The 18,046-nt window shown below is 43.3% G+C and carries 18 protein-coding genes; 10 read left to right on the top strand and 8 right to left on the bottom strand.

Features of this window, described 5'->3' with window-relative positions; all coding sequences use genetic code 11:
* Positions 1–142 precede the first annotated feature (142 nt).
* From ACY2IG_RS10040 to ACY2IG_RS10025, 4 genes are all read left to right on the top strand, one after another.
* The gene (locus tag ACY2IG_RS10040) at positions 143–1,486 is read left to right on the top strand and encodes a sodium-dependent transporter (RefSeq protein WP_035407296.1); all 1,344 of its coding nucleotides are present in this window, start codon (positions 143–145) and stop codon (positions 1,484–1,486) included.
* 254 nt (positions 1,487–1,740) lie between these two features.
* A complete protein-coding gene (locus tag ACY2IG_RS10035) occupies positions 1,741–2,484 on the top strand; it encodes a 5-bromo-4-chloroindolyl phosphate hydrolysis family protein (RefSeq protein ID WP_035407298.1) in 744 nt (247 codons plus the stop codon).
* Complete coding sequence (locus ACY2IG_RS10030; protein ID WP_035407301.1) at positions 2,471–3,679, top strand: toxic anion resistance protein; 1,209 nt, start codon at positions 2,471–2,473, stop codon at positions 3,677–3,679. Before ACY2IG_RS10035 ends, ACY2IG_RS10030 begins: the two co-directional genes overlap by 14 nt.
* 49 nt (positions 3,680–3,728) lie before the next feature.
* Positions 3,729–4,295, top strand: a complete 567-nt coding sequence (locus tag ACY2IG_RS10025; RefSeq protein ID WP_290775019.1) for a deoxycytidylate deaminase — start codon at positions 3,729–3,731, stop codon at positions 4,293–4,295.
* 270 nt (positions 4,296–4,565) lie between these two features.
* Here the strand turns inward: ACY2IG_RS10025 and ACY2IG_RS10020 are convergent, their stop codons facing one another.
* Entirely contained in the window at positions 4,566–5,051 is a 486-nt protein-coding gene (locus tag ACY2IG_RS10020; protein WP_368914744.1) for a hypothetical protein, read from the bottom strand.
* 142 nt (positions 5,052–5,193) lie between these two features.
* Between ACY2IG_RS10020 and ACY2IG_RS10015 the strand changes: the two genes are divergently transcribed.
* From ACY2IG_RS10015 to ACY2IG_RS10005, 3 genes are read left to right on the top strand one after another with little or no spacing between them, the layout of a single operon-like run.
* Positions 5,194–6,384 carry an HD domain-containing protein gene (locus ACY2IG_RS10015; protein WP_214854342.1) on the top strand — a complete coding sequence of 397 codons (1,191 nt, stop codon included), beginning with the start codon at positions 5,194–5,196 and terminating at the stop codon, positions 6,382–6,384.
* An 11-nt stretch (positions 6,385–6,395) separates the two neighbouring features.
* Positions 6,396–7,355, top strand: a complete 960-nt coding sequence (locus tag ACY2IG_RS10010) for a CobW family GTP-binding protein (RefSeq protein ID WP_035407311.1) — start codon at positions 6,396–6,398, stop codon at positions 7,353–7,355.
* Complete coding sequence (locus tag ACY2IG_RS10005) at positions 7,348–7,749, top strand: reverse transcriptase-like protein (RefSeq protein WP_035407314.1); 402 nt, start codon at positions 7,348–7,350, stop codon at positions 7,747–7,749. Before ACY2IG_RS10010 ends, ACY2IG_RS10005 begins: the two co-directional genes overlap by 8 nt.
* Before the next feature lie 22 nt (positions 7,750–7,771).
* Here ACY2IG_RS10005 and ACY2IG_RS10000 read toward each other — a convergent pair whose 3' ends face one another.
* Positions 7,772–9,076, bottom strand: a complete 1,305-nt coding sequence (locus ACY2IG_RS10000; RefSeq protein ID WP_035407316.1) for a hemolysin family protein — start codon at positions 9,074–9,076, stop codon at positions 7,772–7,774.
* 115 nt (positions 9,077–9,191) lie between these two features.
* Between ACY2IG_RS10000 and fumC the strand changes: the two genes are divergently transcribed.
* Positions 9,192–10,586 (top strand): class II fumarate hydratase, encoded by a 1,395-nt coding sequence (fumC, locus tag ACY2IG_RS09995; protein WP_035407319.1) that lies wholly within the window; start codon positions 9,192–9,194, stop codon positions 10,584–10,586.
* Positions 10,587–10,667: 81 nt separating this feature from the next.
* Positions 10,668–12,185 carry a diguanylate cyclase gene (locus ACY2IG_RS09990; protein ID WP_462617847.1) on the top strand — a complete coding sequence of 506 codons (1,518 nt, stop codon included), beginning with the start codon at positions 10,668–10,670 and terminating at the stop codon, positions 12,183–12,185.
* A 46-nt stretch (positions 12,186–12,231) separates the two neighbouring features.
* Here the strand turns inward: ACY2IG_RS09990 and ACY2IG_RS09985 are convergent, their stop codons facing one another.
* The 3 genes from ACY2IG_RS09985 to ACY2IG_RS09975 are packed head-to-tail and all read right to left on the bottom strand — an operon-like array spanning position 12,232 to position 14,174.
* Entirely contained in the window at positions 12,232–12,714 is a 483-nt protein-coding gene (locus ACY2IG_RS09985) for a dihydrofolate reductase (RefSeq protein WP_290775028.1), read from the bottom strand.
* Positions 12,711–13,505: a thymidylate synthase gene (locus ACY2IG_RS09980; RefSeq protein WP_029341960.1), complete on the bottom strand. Its 795-nt coding sequence runs from the start codon at positions 13,503–13,505 to the stop codon at positions 12,711–12,713. Before ACY2IG_RS09980 ends, ACY2IG_RS09985 begins: the two co-directional genes overlap by 4 nt.
* 51 nt (positions 13,506–13,556) lie before the next feature.
* A complete protein-coding gene (locus tag ACY2IG_RS09975) occupies positions 13,557–14,174 on the bottom strand; it encodes a hypothetical protein (RefSeq protein ID WP_290786570.1) in 618 nt (205 codons plus the stop codon).
* Between the two features lie 225 nt (positions 14,175–14,399).
* On the opposite strand from ACY2IG_RS09975, the gene ACY2IG_RS09970 reads away from it, so the two are divergent.
* Complete coding sequence (locus ACY2IG_RS09970; protein WP_462617846.1) at positions 14,400–16,070, top strand: glycoside hydrolase family 13 protein; 1,671 nt, start codon at positions 14,400–14,402, stop codon at positions 16,068–16,070.
* Between the two features lie 52 nt (positions 16,071–16,122).
* Here ACY2IG_RS09970 and ACY2IG_RS09965 read toward each other — a convergent pair whose 3' ends face one another.
* From ACY2IG_RS09965 to ACY2IG_RS09955, 3 genes are all read right to left on the bottom strand, one after another.
* Entirely contained in the window at positions 16,123–16,494 is a 372-nt protein-coding gene (locus ACY2IG_RS09965) for a PilZ domain-containing protein (RefSeq protein WP_035407335.1), read from the bottom strand.
* A 57-nt stretch (positions 16,495–16,551) separates the two neighbouring features.
* On the bottom strand, positions 16,552–17,250 hold the full coding sequence (locus ACY2IG_RS09960; RefSeq protein ID WP_035407338.1) for a queuosine precursor transporter: 699 nt from the start codon (positions 17,248–17,250) through the stop codon (positions 16,552–16,554).
* A gap of 126 nt (positions 17,251–17,376) precedes the next feature.
* The gene (locus tag ACY2IG_RS09955) at positions 17,377–17,859 is read right to left on the bottom strand and encodes a GNAT family N-acetyltransferase (protein WP_035407341.1); all 483 of its coding nucleotides are present in this window, start codon (positions 17,857–17,859) and stop codon (positions 17,377–17,379) included.
* Between the last annotated feature and the right edge of the window lie 187 nt (positions 17,860–18,046).

The following is an 18,046-nucleotide window of genomic DNA, read 5'->3' as shown; positions in this document are numbered from 1 at the left end:
AATATTCGACCTTTTTTTATTTTCATGCAATGCGTATATGCGGTTATGCTTTGACGCTTTAAAGAAAATATTTGATAAAGGATGACTTTCATGATTTCTTTCTGTACAATGAAAAAGTATTTTGAAAAGGAGGTGGAGCACCATGAAAGGAAACGCATGGGCTTCAAAAGTTGGATTTATTTTAGCAGCAGCGGGATCCGCCATTGGTCTGGGGGCCATTTGGAAATTCCCGTATACGACTGGAACAAACGGAGGGGGCGCCTTTTTACTTTTATTCCTCGTGTTTACCTTGCTACTTGGATTGCCTGTCTTGATTGCTGAGTTTTTAATCGGTCGAACGAGTGGGAAAACGGCACTTCAAGCGTTCTCGGCGCTTGGTCATAAGAAGTTCACGTTCATTGGTGTCCTGGGTGTCATCGCCTGTTTCTTGTTGCTCTCTTTCTACAGCGTCATCGGAGGCTGGGTCTTAATTTATACCATTCTTGGTTTTACAGGTCGGTTAACGACAATGGATAGTGGAGCACTCGGTGAATTGTTCGGAACGATTTCAGCCTCACCGCTTTATGTCATCTCGGGGCAATTGATTTTCCTCGCTCTGACATGTTGGATCGTTTTACGTGGTGTTCAATCTGGTATTGAAAAAATGAGTAAGATCATGATGCCATTATTATTCGTGTGTTTCATCATTCTAGTCTTACGATCGTTAACGCTTGATGGTGCGATGGAAGGCGTCAAGTTTTTCGTTCAGCCTGATTTCTCGGTGCTCAACCGAACTTCTGTCCTGAGTGCCCTTGGGCAAGCGTTCTTTTCCTTATCGCTCGGTGTATCAGCGATGCTGACGTATGCATCCTATATGAAGGAACGTGGAGAAATTAACCGTTCGGCAGCATGGATTGTTGCGATGAATGTAGCCGTCTCATTATTAGCAGGATTTGCGATTTTCCCAGCCGTTTTTGCTTCAGGTCTTGACCCGGCAGAAGGTCCAGCGTTACTCTTTATCGTCTTGCCGACCGTCTTCAGCCAAATTCAATTTGGTTCGTTGTTCTTGATACTATTCTTCTTGTTGTTCGCTTTCGCGTCGATCACTTCATCGATTGCGATGCTTGAGGTCGTCGTTGCTTCCTTGACGGATCGAAAAGAAAACGCGACGATGCGCGATAAAAAGCGGACGACTTGGCTTGCGACACTCGCAATCGCCATCGTCGGGATTCCATCTGCACTCTCGTTTGGAATTCTAGGTGATGCACAATTCATGGGGAAAACATTCTTTGACAGTGTTGATTTCCTCGTCTCAAACATTCTAATGCCGATTGGTGCATTATTGATTTCAATTTTTGCCGGTTACAAACTCGACCGAACTCTTATCGAGCAGGAGCTAGTAACAAGTCCATTCATGAAAAAAATCGTTCCTGTGTGGCGGGTAAGCGTATGCTACTTGAGTCCGATTGCGATTTTGATTATTCTCATCTGGCCAATTTTTGGATGATATATAAATAAAACTCTCGGAAGGTAGTCGACAACGTGTGTCGACTACCTTCTTTATCGTAAGAGTTGATATAAAAAAAGGCGAACAGTTCGTTCTTCGGTCTGATGTCATTACTGCAAAAGTATGTTGAAATATAAATATACGAGGCGTAACATTTCGGGAAAACGGGAAACTTTTTGTTAAACGTTACGTAATGTTAAAATAAAGACACGTAGACCTGATAAAAGAATCAGCAAGAAGGAAGAGGGGATGATATGAAGTCTTCATGGTGGATATTTGGCTCCATCGGTATGATGTTCGTATTTTTACAATTGGCTGATACGTTCAACTTTTCGGGAATCTTCATCGCACTTGGGTTATGGTTCATTTGGAGTGGTTACCGGACTAAACCAGGACGACGATATCGGACTGAACGAAAATCGACCGAAATCAAGCGGAAAAATGTCAAAAAGAAACTACTACTCGATGACGAAGATGAGTTTGTGGGCAGTGTCATCTTAAAACCCGAGCGGGCGACACGACGCTTTGAGGAGACGGATGATTTAGAACTTCAAGTCTTGCAACGGACGATTGAGGAAGGATTTGTGAAAATCCAGACGTATGATCAAATCGTTCCCTCCATACGAGATGGTGAAATTAGAAGTGAGATGCGAATGGTTTCACGCGAAGCCCATGTATTGTTCGAAGAGTTATATGAAAGTCCACGAGACGTCAAAAAAGTCCGAGACTTCTTTACATTCTACCTAGATTCCTTATTATCGATTTCAGAAAAATACGCCGATCTGGAACGCCGAGGTGCCCAAGTTCAAGTTGATACGAAAAATCAACTGATTTCGAATTTGAAAATGATTGGTCAAAAATTAAAACAACAACAAACCTTATTGCTCGAAGGGGATACCGTTGATTTAGAACGGGAACTCTTGACGATTGAAAAGGTTCTAGCACAAGAGACCGAACAACAAAAACAGGAGGAGAGTTACCGACATGACCCATTCTGATAAAGAAACGTGGCAACAATGGCCTGATGAGCAAGATCAACCAACGATCTCCGATCCGTCGGTCGATCTAAATATAGCGGAGACACCTCCTAAAATGCCGGCACGCCCTGTCGAAGAGATGATTCCTTCGGATGTTCCAGCAGAACAACGACAAAAGATCGAACGTTTGCTGCAAGTAATCGATCTTCAAAAGACGGATGCCGTCATGCAATTTGGAGCACCCGTCCAGCGTGAACTCTCTCAATTCTCCGATCAAGTCTTAAGTGAAGTAAAAATGAAGGACGGCGGGGAGGCAGGAAAACTGCTGAGTGATTTAATGCAACGTGTACGTCAAATGGATCCAGACACACTTCAAGAAAAAAAGAGTTTCTGGTCGAACGTTCCGGTTATTGGGCGAGCAAAGAAAAAAGCAGAAACGTATTTCTTGCAGTATGAGAAAATGAGTGCTTATCTCGAAGAAGTCGTACACAATCTTGATCGATCGAAATTTGGATTGATGAAAGACATCACTTTACTCGACCAAATGTATCAAAAAAATAAACGTTATTTTGAAGAATTGAACGTCTATATTGCGGCTGGCGAGACGAAAATCGCTCATGTGCGTCAGCATGAAATCGAACCGCTACGGACAGAAGTCGAGATATCTCGGGATCAGACGAAGTTACAGGAATTAAATGACTTGATTCAATTGACGGACCGTTTCGAAAAGAAAATCCATGATTTAAAATTATCACGAACGATCAGTTTGCAAATGGCGCCGCAAATTCGCGTCATTCAACAAAACAACCAAATATTAGCGGAAAAAATCGAATCGGCAGTCGTCAATACGATTCCGCTCTGGAAGAACCAAGTCGTCTTATCCTTAAGTTTATCACGTCAAAAAGCAGCACTCGAAATGCAAAAGGATGTCACCAACACGACGAATCAGCTACTTGAGCAAAATTCGAAGTTACTGAAAGAATCGTCGATTGAAATTGCGGAAGAAAACGAAAAAGGAATTGTTTCTGTCGAATCATTAAAAGTGGCACACCAAAACTTGATTGAGACACTTGATGAGACATTACGCATTCAACAAGAAGGAAAACAAAAACGTCGCGACGCTGAGCATGAATTAGAACGAATGGAAAACGAATTGAAACAAAAAGTCATCGAAGTTGCCTCAAAAAGTAGAGAATTACCGAATCGACCATACTAAGGAACACGAATTTTCGTGTTCCTTTCCTTCATGAAAGGAAGGATTTTAAATGAATATAGTAGAGAAGCAATTGAAGTGGGACACAACATGGTTATTATTTGCGCGGATGATGGCAGATCGTCATTCAAAATGTGCCTCAAAATCCGTTGCTTGTGTCATCGTCAAAGACGAAAAGCCGATTTCGATCGGGATAAACGGAACACCCAGTCAGCATGTGAATTGTAATGAAATTTACTTAAAGCAAGAGGGTATTCTCTATACATCAAGATCCGACCATCCGATTACTGAAGAGTCGATTGAACGAAACGGGATTCTCTTTTATCGTTGTGAAAATCAAGAGGAACATCATGAGTGGTCGAAGCAGCATGAGATTCATGCTGAAATCAATGCACTCGGTAAGCTAGCTGCCGATTCGACGAGTGCGCGTCATGCGACAGCATACGTCACACATAGTCCGTGTCATGCGTGTAGTTTAGCGCTCATTGCCTCTAAAATTGATCGTGTCGTCTATTCGACAGGATATGAATATGGGGACGGATTGAACCTGATGCGACAAAGTGGAATCGAAGTCATCCACTTACCACTCGCAAACGAATATTTTCTTGAAAAAATTTAACGGAAAAGGGTTGTAAACGCTTCCATGGCGTTGTATGATGAAATCAAGCATTGCCATGGTAATTATTCACTCTTCCATTCGGACTGATTTTCAATCGAAAATCGGTCCACTTTTTTTAGAAAAGAATTGACAAGACTTGAATAGTTTGGCATGATGACAATAGAATATGACGAAGCGGAACGCCGCATTTTCATACAAAACCAATCAAGGAGCTGGAATGCCAGGTCGTTGAATGAAAAATCCTGACTCATACGAGTCAGGATTTTTTTGTTATGGATGAATAAGCATGGTTTCCTTGAGACGCTTAGCACGGATTTTACATTTTGTAGCGACTGCACCCGCGAGGATTGTCATAAACCGTTGACAAAGAATGTCTGGTTGCGACTGATGTAAAAACAGTTGATGCAATAGTCGATTGAAAGCGGCATCAAGTGTAGAAAGATGTCGTTTGATAGCGGTCGGTGACATATGTTGAATTTCTTCTGCTAAATAACCTGCATCACATTGGAAAGCAGAGAGGATCAACAATTCCGTCTGCATATCAGCCAAGGATAGTCCTTCTTCTTTAACACAATGACATGCCTGACGTAACTCATGAAGCAACAACTCTTCCAGTGCATGCGACGTATGCGATTGGTACGGATCATACGATTGAACAGCTTGCCGAATCTGGTCGCGTGTCACGATTTTGGATGGATCCAATTGATCGTGTGTGACGACAGCTTCGCTGTATAAATGAGTAAGTGGTCGAATCATCGTTTCTCCTCCTTTAAGCATAAAAATTGACTTCCACGTTCATCATAATTCATTTAGAAAACGCTTACAATATATGTTTGATAGTAGTCGTGATGAAATCGTCTCTGCTATGATATGGATGAAGAAAAAGGAGTGAGATGAAGTGATACAATTATTCAAGGCGCTTCCAGAAGTGACGATGCCTTCTAATGAAAATGACGCTTTTTCTATCAATCAATCAAATCAACCGATTGGACTTTCGCTAGATACACTTGTTCCTGGTGAGCGAATCGAAGAAGTACTACTCGTTGCCTCGGGTGAAATTCGCACAGGTCAAACCGGACGAGAGTGGTTACAGTTTACATTCAACTCGCCTGCTGGATCTTGTAAAGGAAAACAATGGATCAATCAAGGAACAGCAGAAGAAGCACTCCGTCCATATCTCGAGACACGAATTGTTCGAGTCGAAGCAAAAGTAGAAGAGTATCCGCCGCAATCCGGTAATAAATCATTGACGGTTCAACGCGTCACACCGATTTATGATGCTTCACCTACGCAGTTCTTGCCGCAGCTACCGTCAGAGGAGTCGCTTGAAACGTATCGTGATCAGTTACTTGGATTGATCGATCAACTAGATACGCCTTACCGAGAAATCGCACTATCGATTCTGAGACAGTACTGGGCGGACTTTTCAACGCGACCGGCTGCCTTATTTCATCACCATGCCTATATCGGTGGATTATTAAAACATACTGCCTGTATGATGACGATTGGTCAAGGAATCTGTGATAGTGAACAACCGTATTTGACATTGCTGAAATGTATCCAAGAAGCAGAGGCCGATCACAAAAATGAACTATTCCAAGCATCTGAACGAGAGATGCGTCAATTTTCTTGGGATGACAGCTTTGATGCGCTTTATCAAGCAGCAAAAGGAATTGCTCTGTTAGATCAACGACCGAATCCGAATGAATTGTTGCTCGGTATTTTATTGCACGATATCGGTAAACTATGGGAATATACACATGCAGGTGCATCGACAGATCGTTTTTCGAGACTGTTACACGTAACCGAAGAAGAAGAAGAACTAGCAGGTATTGCGCTTGATCCAGATGGTGTTCTTATAGGACATATGCCATACGGATGCTTCGTGCTCGAACAAACGCTTCGAGAAGAAGATATTCGGTTACCACGAGCGGTCTATCACCGTCTCATGCATATGGTATTATCACACCATGGGAAACGCGAGTGGGGATCAAGTGTTACGCCGCAAACGGCGGATGCCTGGTATCTTCATGCGATTGATCTGCTCGATGCACGAAAAGAAAAATGGCGTCAGCAACAAGGACGCTAAGGAGTGAAATCATGCAAGACAAAATACGTACGACCGTCATTACTGGTTTTTTAGGTGCTGGTAAGACCACGTTACTCAACCATCTTGTTTCTCAACCGACAGAGAAGTTTGCGTTGCTTGTCAATGAAGTAGGTTCTGTTCACATTGATGAAGCATTGATTGAGCGAAGCGATGAAGAGATGATCGAATTGACAAATGGTTGCATCTGTTGTTCTATTCGAGGTGATTTACGGGATGCATTGCTACGGATTGCCAAACGTCGCCGTGATGGGGAACTATCATTCGATCGATTATTGATCGAAACGACTGGTGTCGCTGATCCAGGACCGATTCTTCAGACATTTTATTTTGAACCAGCCGTTGAACAGTCTTATCAGATTTCAAGTGTCGTCACAGTCATCGATGCGTATCACTTAGAACGACAATTGACGTTCCAAGAAAATGTGAAACAAATCGGATTTGCTGATGTACTTGTATTAAATAAGATGGATTTAATTAAAGCATCAGAACGCGAAACGTTGATTGCTTTGCTGCGCGAACGAAATCCATCTGCAGCCATCATTGAAACGGAACAGGGACAACTGGAATCAAATCGACTATTTGAAACATTCCATTTTCCAAAAGAAGAACAAGTGCGACTCAGCCAACAAACAGATCAGATTCATCAATCCGTCGAAGATTTTACGGCACTAACGATCGTTGAGGAACGACCATTGAATCGAAATCGATTCGGTATGGTCCTACGTGAGGTGTTAGAAGCCTACGCGGAAGATCTCTATCGTTATAAGGGGATCATCCATTTTGCAGATACAGAACGAAAAGTAATCTTACAAGGGACAGGGATGATTTACGGAACAGCAATCCGAGAACCATTTAGCGAACAACCAAAGACGACGCTCGTCTTCATTGGAAAAGGGCTAGATGAGCAAGCGATACGAAAAGGAATCGAGGCGGCAATTGAACATGGTTGAACTTTATTTTGACGGAACGGTCCGTCCCTCAAACGACGAAGCAGCGGTTGGACTGTTTAGCAAAAGCTCCGAGGGCGAAGTCACAGAAAAAATGTATCAAATTCAAGCAATTAATAATCATGAAGCAGAATTCATCGCATTTGCAAAAGCCGTCGAGTGGGCGCACGAACTAATTACTCAAGGAGAAAGCGTCATTTCGTTTCGGACGGATTCAGAAGCGGTTGCATTAGCGGTCGAACGTGAATTCGTCAAGAATAAACGAACGCAGACGATCTTTGATCCTGCTTTTGAACGCTATCAACTCTTACCACTCGCCTTCGTGAAGTGGATTCCGCGGTCTGAGAATAAAGCAGATCGCGTCGCACGCGAGGCATTACGATTATACGAAGCATAATTGAAGGCAAACACCCCTATCCTTATGGAAGGGGTGTTTGTTCATGTTCGATTCGCTCAATCAGGATTTGATCGACGCGACGTCCGTCTAAGTCAACGACTTCAAATCGGTATGATCCAATCACGACAGCACTTCCACGCGTTGGTACATCACCTAACATATACAGGATTAAACCGGCAACTGTATGATAGGCGTTTAACTGTTCACCGGGTAAGTCATCTGTATAGCCGAGCGTTCGTTTTAAATCATCGATGTGCAATAATCCGTCCGCTAGGAACGAACCGTCTTTCCGCATGACGAGTTCCGGTTCTTCCTCGACGCTTGAAATCTCGCCGACGAATGCTTCGAGAATATCGAACAAGGTGATCATGCCAAGAAAACCACCGTACTCGTCTAAAACGAATGCAATCGATACAGTTTCCTTCCGCATCCGTTCAAGTAAAACGGTTGCTTTCAGTTGGCGGGGAACAATCAGTGGAGATTGAATTAATCGTTCAAGTTCTTTGACAGGATGTTCCGTTGATAGTATTTCTTTTGCATCGATGAATCCGACAAAATGATCCAAATCCCCGTGACCGACCGGTAAGTTTCGGTGTCGCGCTTGTCGGAGCTCTTGTAGGATCGTGTCGGGTTCATCAGCTAAGTCAATCCACTCCGTAACCGTTCTGGGCTCCATCAGTTCATATGCATATAAATCATGAAAATCAAAGACACGAGAAACTTGCTCAGCTTCTGAACGATTAAATGTTCCCTCTTTCGTGCCACGAATTAGTAATTGCCGGACTTCGTCTTCCGTCTCGTCTTTCGTCTGCAATCGATCGAGGCCAATCAAGCGGAAGATGGAACTCGTCGATTTACTCAAAACCCAGATGAATGGTCGAAGAACGATCGAGAAGAAGCGCATCGGTGGGGCGAGCCACATCGTAACTCGTTCTGGACTGACAAGAGCAACACGTTTAGGAACGAGTTCACCGATGACGAGCGAAATATAGGTGATGATTGTCACGACAAGAATATAACCAATTGTACTGGCATAAGGAGCGATCCATCCGAATTGTGCGAGCCAATTGATGACAGGACCGGAGAGCGCGGCACCACCGAATGCACCATTGACGATTCCAATTAACGTGATGCCGACTTGAACAGTCGATAACAGGTCAGTCGGTCGATCCAGCAACTCTAATGCGACATGGGCTGATTTTTTACCATCATCCATTGCTTTTTCTAATTTCGATCGTTTGGAAGAGAGCAAAGCAAGTTCGGTCATCGCAAATATACCGTTCGCCAGAATCAATAATAAAACAATTATTAAATTTATTAACCACATGAAATCTTCACTCCTTTTCGATAATAAACTATTCCCCAAAACTGTCTCCCTCATTCCCATTCTGCGAGCTTTCCGGTAAACTAGAAGAGAAGTAATCAAAAGGGGGAATTTGTTTATGGAATACCGTGTAGAACGTGACACGATGGGGGAAATTCGTGTACCGGAAGCGCAGGAGTGGGGCGCACAAACACAACGTAGTCTAGAAAACTTTAAGATCGGAACGGAAAAAATGCCGATTGAAGTCATTCGTGCCTTTGCAGTCCTGAAAAAAGGAGCGGCGCTTGCGAACCGCGACTTAGGTGTGCTTGAGACAGAAAAAGCTGGTGCCATTGCTGAAGTATGTGACGAAATCATCGCGGGGAAATTCGATGATGAGTTTCCGCTTGTCGTTTGGCAAACGGGTTCAGGTACTCAGTCTAATATGAACGTCAATGAAGTGATCGCTCGGGTCGCGACACGCAAATTAAAGGAACAAGGCAGTGAAACGACGATTCATCCGAATGATGATGTCAATAAATCACAAAGTTCAAATGATACATATCCAACAGCGATGCATTTAGCGGCAAAAACAGTCTTATTGGAATCACTTTTCCCAGCTATCGATGCTCTGCATGCGACCCTTGATGAAAAAGCAAAGGCTTTTGCGGATATCGTTAAAATCGGACGAACACACTTGCAAGATGCTACACCAATCACACTTGGTCAAGAAATCAGCGGCTGGGTCCGGATGCTTGCGCTTTCGAAGCAAATGATCGAACGGACGCTTGATCCATTAACGGAACTAGCAATCGGCGGTACGGCAGTTGGTACGGGGATTAATGCGCATCCTGAGTTTGGTGATTTGGCAGCGAAGAAGATGAGTGAAGAGACGGGTTATGAATTCACGAGTGCGGAAAACAAATTCCACGCTTTAACAAGCCACGATCAACTCGTCTTCACACATGGTGCTGTCAAAGCACTAGCGATGGACGCGATGAAGATTGCAAATGACGTCCGCTGGCTTGCATCTGGTCCACGAGCAGGAATCGGTGAAATCACGATTCCAGAAAATGAACCAGGGAGCTCAATCATGCCAGGAAAAGTCAATCCGACTCAAAGTGAGGCATTGACGATGGTCGCTGCGCAAGTCCTCGGAAATGACGCAACGATTGGTTTTGCTGCAAGTCAAGGTAACTTTGAACTAAACGTCTTCAAGCCGGTCATCATGTATAACTTTATTCAATCCGTTCGTTTACTTACAGACGCCTTGCATTCGTTCAATGACCATTGTGCGATCGGCATTGAACCTGAGCAGTCCGTCATCGCTGAGAACGTCGAACGGTCACTGATGCTCGTAACAGCGCTCAATCCGCATATCGGATATGAGAATGCGGCAAAAATTGCGAAAGCGGCGCATCAGTCAGGGTCGACATTAAAAGAAGCGGCACTTGCGACAGGATTACTAACAGAAGAACAATATGATCAATGGATTGTACCAGCAGACATGGTTCGTCCGAACTTAAAAGCATGAGTTGAAAAAGCGGGGGATATTCCCTCGCTTTCTCTTTATCCGAGAAACGTTATTCGGATCTATAGAAAGAGAGGGAATTGCATGGAGCAAAATCGAAAGCGGGCAGAAAAACAATTACAGCAAACGATCAACATGGTAGAGACATTACTTCGGATGCCGGCTGTACCACGATCAGAATTGCTTGCATTGGCGAGCTGGATGGAAGGACTCGGCAGAGAGGAACTCTTTAAGGGACTCGCCGATCAAGTAAGCCATGAAAAAATTACTTGGGAACGAGTAGACGTTGTCATTGATCAGTCAAGCGTCAAAGAATTATTGCAACCTATCGTCGATCAGTTATCAGAGCGCTCACGTGCTAACCGGGTCCGAAAGGAATTAGTCGTCACTGTGACAAAACGTTTTCTTGAGAATATTAAATGGAAAAAGTCACTGGAACAAGCGCGCTATATGTCACGCTTTTTTAGCTCGGTAGAAGATACCTTATCAATGTCACACGACATTACGATGGACGCCGTCATCATCGATTATGCATGTATCACTGATTCAGTGGAAGTGTTCAAAAAGCTCATGAAGCAGATGGAATCCGCATTCGTTCCGATCATCATCGTCGGTCCGAGCCAATCAGAAGTCCGACAAAGTAGTTATGAGATGGGGGCCGATGATTATTGGGATGAAACTGTGAGGAATGAAGAACGTCATGTCCGCCTTGCGCGACTTTTACGAAAACTGAGAGTTGTATCGTCAACAATTTTGGTCGATGAATTGACAGGGGCTTATAATCGGAAATACCTTCAGAATGCATTTGATCGTCGCACAGCACGTTTAGAACGTGAACAACGAACATTTGGATTAGCGATTTTTGATCTTGATCACTTCAAACGAATCAATGACTTACATGGACATCCGACAGGAGACTTAGTCCTATCCGAACTAGCGACCGTCGTTCAACAAGCGGCTCGTCTCGACGATGAGTTCATTCGTTTCGGTGGTGAGGAATTCATTTTACTGTTTTCAGCAGAAACATTCCCTCAAGCAATCGCTAATATGAATAAAATACGTGAACGTATCGAACGACATGTTTTTGCGAATGGATTAAAAATTACTGTTTCGATTGGTCTATCCTTTTCATTTGATATACATACGACGCTTGCTCAAGCGACGGCGGAGGCAGATGAAGCGTTATATCAAGCAAAACGTAATGGACGTAACCAAGTCCTTTCCTACTCTACGGCAATATCGATTGAAAAATTATCTGTGTCTATCCGTGTCGAGGAAAGATTGCTTAAACAAGTCCGTCAGTTGGATCTACCCGATCATCCCAAATACCACTTCGAAGTGGTTCCATTAGACGATCAGCAGACAACACAACTACAACTGGCAATTCTTTCGCTTGATCAATTAGCGATCGAGAACTTTCTGCGACTAGAAGAATGGAGAAAACAACGAGATTCAATCATTGATGTTTTGGTCGTGACGGAACAAGAAGATGATCGTCTTGCAGAAGCCTTATCTCGAGGTGCTACCGATTATGTGATGGTAACTCATGTAGATCAAGAAGTGGAAGAATGGATCACAGAGTGGATTATGCAAATACCGTAAAAAAACCAGCCTTTTCCTTCCGCTATTCGGATGGAAGAGGCTGGTTTTATAATGATCGATCATATTGACGAATGACAAAGGAGTAATCATTTCCTTCTACTGCATCATAATGCGTTTCAGACGTGATTTGAAAAGTAGACGGGATCTCGGGGTAATAGACATCTCCCTCAAGCGTCGCATCAATTTCTGTTACATAGATGCGCCGTACGAGAGGAAGCGTTTGAGCGAATAATTCTCCTCCACCAATCAAAAAGACTTCTTCCTCTGAATCAACATATGGGTGTAAGGTAGATAAATCATGCCAAATTGTCACGCCATCTACTACATAATTTTGATCACGCGTGATGACGATGTTCTCTCGACCAGGTAACGGGCGTCCAATTGATTCGAACGTCTTTCTCCCCATGATGATCGGTTTACCAAGCGTCGTACGCTTAAAGTGTGCTAAATCAGATGGAAGGTGCCACGGCATGGCATTATCGCGTCCGATGACATGATTTTTCGTGTACGCTACGATGTGTGTAATCATACAGCCACTACACCTTTAATATGCGGATCAGGATCATATCCTTCGATGATGATATCTTCGAAGCGGAAGTCTTCAATACGATCGACTGTTCGAGCGAAGCGCAGCGTCGGTAATTTTTTAGGGGTACGTGTCAACTGAAGATTGACTTGTTCCACATGGTTCGAGTAGATGTGGGCATCTCCGAGCGTATGGACGAAGTCACCGACTTCGAGTCCACACACATGAGCAATCATATGTGTCAGTAAGGCATAGGATGCAATATTGAACGGTACGCCTAAAAAGACGTCGGCAGAACGTTGATACAGCTGACAGGACAGTTTTCCGTCAGCGACATAAAATTGGAACAAGAGATGACATGGAGGTAACGCCATCTCATCGACTTGTCCAGGATTCCAAGCGCTGACGATCAAACGACGGGAATCCGGATTCGTCTTGATTTGTTCGATGACTTGTGCGAGTTGATCGACCGTTGTTCCGTCAGGACGTGGAAAAGAACGCCATTGTGCCCCATACACAGGTCCTAAATCCCCATTCTCATCTGCCCATTCGTTCCAAATGCGCACTCCGTTTTCCTGCAAGTAACGAATATTCGTATCACCCGAAATAAACCAGATCAACTCATGGATGATTGATTTCATATGTAGCTTTTTCGTCGTGATAAGCGGAAAGCCATCTTGAAGGGAGAAGCGCATTTGGTGACCAAACACGCTCAGCGTTCCCGTTCCTGTCCGGTCTTCCTTTTTTGTTCCGTGTTCCAAAATGTGTTCGCAAAGTGCATGATATTGTTCCATCGGATGACAGCTCCTTTTAAAAAAATCCAATTTCCATTGTACCATAAACCATCACGATTTTGAGGAAGCTGGCAGATGTCTTGTGAACAGATAGCGGAATAGACCAAAAAGAGGAATGCCGTCTTGCCATTGCAATGATTGTTCATTTCGAAGACGAATGCGTCGTAATAAATAAACCTGAAGAATATAAAACAGTAATAAATCGACTGTCATCGTTCGAACAAATTGATTCGTCTCGAAATAAATACGGAAAATATTCCAATCGGCACGTGCGAGGGCAAGCCAAAGCAATAATGTCGTCACGACACTCAGTAAAGCGACGACAGTTGGAATCCAACCTCGACGCTGAAACGGTAAAAAGGTTTTCCTTGGAATAGCGAGTGCGACATAGGGCATTAAAACGAATGCACCTAAGAAGAACGACCCTATGCTTGCAACGAGCGGTCCTGGTCGCATAAATCGTTTTTCATCTAAAAATAATAAAAAGAAAGCAAATGGATAAATGCCAAGTAAAGCAAACAAACTTAATGCGGAAGTATCAAATTGACTTTGATCGAAACGTAAAAATGAAATTAAGAAACCTTCCGGAAAGACACGATTATTTCCAAATAACAAGATAAAGACAATGGCAATCGCCCAGACCAAGAAGAGCAAATACCGACGATACATTCGCCCACACTCCTTTCTCATACCGTTCTTTCCCATTATATTAGATGTGGTAAACGCCCCTATTTCATATTCCATGATATCAAATAAGTAAAAGTTCTCACTTGAGCACCCTCTTATGGACATGTTAAGATGAGGTTGTGAGAATTGAAAGCGCTTTTACAAATTGATGCAATCGTTTGCTCAATATGTAGCACGACAGGTACATAAAAGAGGAGAGTGTAGAAGATGGAACGTAAATGGTGGCATGATAGTGTCGTTTATCAAATTTACCCTCGTAGTTACAAGGATTCGAATGGAGATGGAATCGGTGACTTAAACGGAATCGTTGAAAAATTGGATTATCTGAAGACACTTGGCATCGACGTCATCTGGTTAAGTCCAGTCTATGATTCACCGAATGACGACAATGGATATGATATCCGAGATTATGAAGCCATCATGAAGGAATTCGGAACAATGGATGATTTTGATCGTCTTCTAGATGAAGCGCATGCACGAGATATCAAAATTGTCATGGATCTCGTCATCAATCATTCGTCGGATGAACATCGGTGGTTTGCGGAATCGCGTCAAAGCAAGGACAATCCGTATCGGGATTATTACATGTGGCGTCCAGCAAATCCAGACGGTTCATTACCGAACAATTGGGGTTCGATTTTCTCTGGTCCTGCATGGGAATATGATGAGTCAACAAATGAGTATTACTTACATCTATTCTCGAAAAAACAGCCTGACTTGAATTGGGAAAATGAACAGATGCGTCAAGAGGTTTATGGGATGATCCGTCGTTGGTTAGATCGAGGAATCGATGGTTTCCGGATGGATGTCATCAACTTGATTTCAAAGACACCTGGATTACCCGATGCGACGGTCCATCCAGGAGCATTGTATGGAGATGGTGGAGAACACTATATCAATGGACCGCGTGTCCATGAATTTCTACATGAGATGAACGAAGCATCGTTTGGAAAGTACGATGTCCTGACAGTCGGTGAGATGCCGGGAGCAACAACAGATGATGCCATTCTTTACACGGATCCGGCACGTAAAGAGGTCAACATGGTCTTTACGTTCGAACATATGGATCTTGATTCAGGTCCGAACGGAAAATGGGATGTCATTCCGTTTGATTTGCTTAAACTCAAGCAAAATTTCACCAAATGGCAAACAGCGTTGCATGAAACAGGCTGGAACTCCCTCTATTGGAACAACCACGATCAACCTCGAGTCGTCAGTCGATTTGGTAATGATACGACGTATCGCGTCGAGTCAGCTAAAATGCTCGCTACGCTCTTACACCTTCTAAAAGGAACGCCATATATCTATCAAGGCGAAGAAATCGGAATGACGAATGTCGCGTTTGAAGACATTACGGACTATGAAGATATCGAAATTCGGAACATGTGGAAAGAACGTACGGCACAAGGAGCATCACCAGCGGAACTACTACGTTCCATCCATATCAAAGGACGCGACAATGCGCGGACACCGATGCAGTGGGATGCATCGGAAAATGCTGGTTTCTCGACTGGAACACCATGGTTGAAGGTCAATCCGAATTATCCAGACATCAATGTGGAACAGGCGCTTGCCGATGAACAGTCCATCTTCTATTACTACCAGCAATTGATTCGACTACGACATGATCATGAACTCGTCGTATACGGTCGCTATGAACTCTTACTTGAAGATCATCCGGAAGTCTACGCGTATTCGCGGACGCTTGAAGGAGAAACGTGGTATATCTATTGTTCGTTTGCAGATCATGACATTCATGTACCGATTTCTCACGCGACAACGGATCACGTGATTGGTAACTACGCTGACACCAATACATCGGATGGCTTGACATTACGGCCATATGAATCTGTCGTTTTCCGAACGTTTGACGCTTAAATTTTCTGATTAAAAAATGGCATTGCCCTTACAAATGTAGGGCGATGCCATTTTAGTCTTTATGAAGTGACCGTTCTAATTGCACGATCTGTTTCACTTGTGAAATAATTTTTTCGCGATCAGTTATTGTCGAATTAAGATGGATACCGTACAACCGCTCAGGACCAGAAGGCTTCTCATGCAATAAAAATCCATCGATGCAGAGCGGCTCGTGCCCTTCGATTAACGAGAACTCAACAACGATTTTCATTGATTTTTGAAGAGGCAGTTTTAATGCAGTAGTGATTGCGATTCCATTTGGTGAGATGTTATGAATCTTCATCAAGCCTTTTGGTGTCCGTTGCTCATTTTTCAGCAAATAAAACTCGCCCGTTACGGGTGTTTTCAATGTATAGCGAAACGGTTCATTACGTTTAATCTTCATCTAGGCACCTCCATTCCCATTATCCGACAATTCGCAAAACTCTTCTAGTCTTTTTTATCAGGCTGCAGCATCTGTTGATCGTTTCGTCGGATGGATGCGCTTTGCTAAATACATGAATGGTGTCGCGAACCAGGCGACGACGAATTTTGCGAGATATGTCGTAATGAAGATTTGCCACCAAATAGAGAATGGCATATCGTGAAAGGCGATCGCACAAAATGTCAACGTATCGAGCAATTGGCTTAATACAGTTGATCCCGTCGTCCGTAACCAAAGTTTTCGTTCGCCTGTCTTTTGACGAATCTTCGAATAAATGAAGACATCAAACAATTGCGACACGAGATAAGCGGCAAGACTACCGACAGCAATCCATGGCAGGAGTCCGAATAGTAGATGTAAAGAATCAGATGTTTCGAGTGCTGCTTTATCGGCGAGTGGGGTATACAAGAGACTGAATTGCATGAGGACGGTCGTCGTGATCAAGGAAAAGAAACCCATATAGACACCTTTTCGAGCGACCTGTTTGCCATATTTCTCATTGAGAATATCCGTCGCTAAATAACAACTGCCATAAACGACATTTCCTAACGTGAAGACGAAACCAAAAATATCGACGGTTTGTGTGACTTGAATGTTTGCAATGATTGTTGCGATGGCAATCCACATCAACAATCCGGTCTTTCCAAATAGATAATAACTGAAAATCAATAATCCCATCGTTAATAAAATGGAAGGGATCCATAACCATTCGTTCATGAGGTAGACTCCTTTCTGTTCATACAGATGAAAATTGTACGCTGAAATCGATCGCCTGTCAAAGGTGAGTTACACATGTGACCAATATAAAAAAGACCATGAATCTCATGGTCTTTCAAATAGTGTTCAACCGAGTCGTTGTAAAGAATATCGACGTCGTCTCCCTTTGACGTAATAGTTCTCAATCGACGTAAAGTCATTTGCTTCTAAAATACGTTTCGCGTAAAAAGCGTGTGGTGATTGATCGAGAACACGCGCGCGTACTTCATGACGATCTAGTACTCCCGAATGCTTTAATGCTTCGGCAACTGCTTGAGTAGCTATACCACGTCGTGTATAAGGATCAAACACCATAAAGTCGAGTTGAAAATAGTGACCCATTTTCAAAAGTAGAACCCGCCCGACGATCGTATCTGCTTCAACGATATCAAAGTAGTAATCTTCAGGATAACTGTGCTCGACGGAATCAAAAGCTCGCTCTTCTCCAAGCTCATGGTCATACCCTTTGATTTCTTGCGGAGACAGCCCATATGCTTGCTCGCCATACTTCAAGAAATGGTCGTACTCAGCTTGATCGACATGACGTAATGCTCGACGTCTTAATTCCATCACAAAATCCTCCCTCATCCCAATTGATGCTTCGTTTACATTATAGCGATACCCTCCTTGCAATTGCAAAAATTAACTGGAACCGATCCGCAGGAAGAAATTTAAAAAAATCATTTTGTAATCATCTTGTGATTGTTTTAATTACCTCGAAATATGGTAAAGTAATGATGTAGACAACTGCATACTG

Source organism: Exiguobacterium sp. EF_C8 (genome assembly GCF_054956715.1).
Note: the sequence above shows the minus strand (reverse complement) of the source record. Positions and strands in the feature narration are given on the sequence as shown.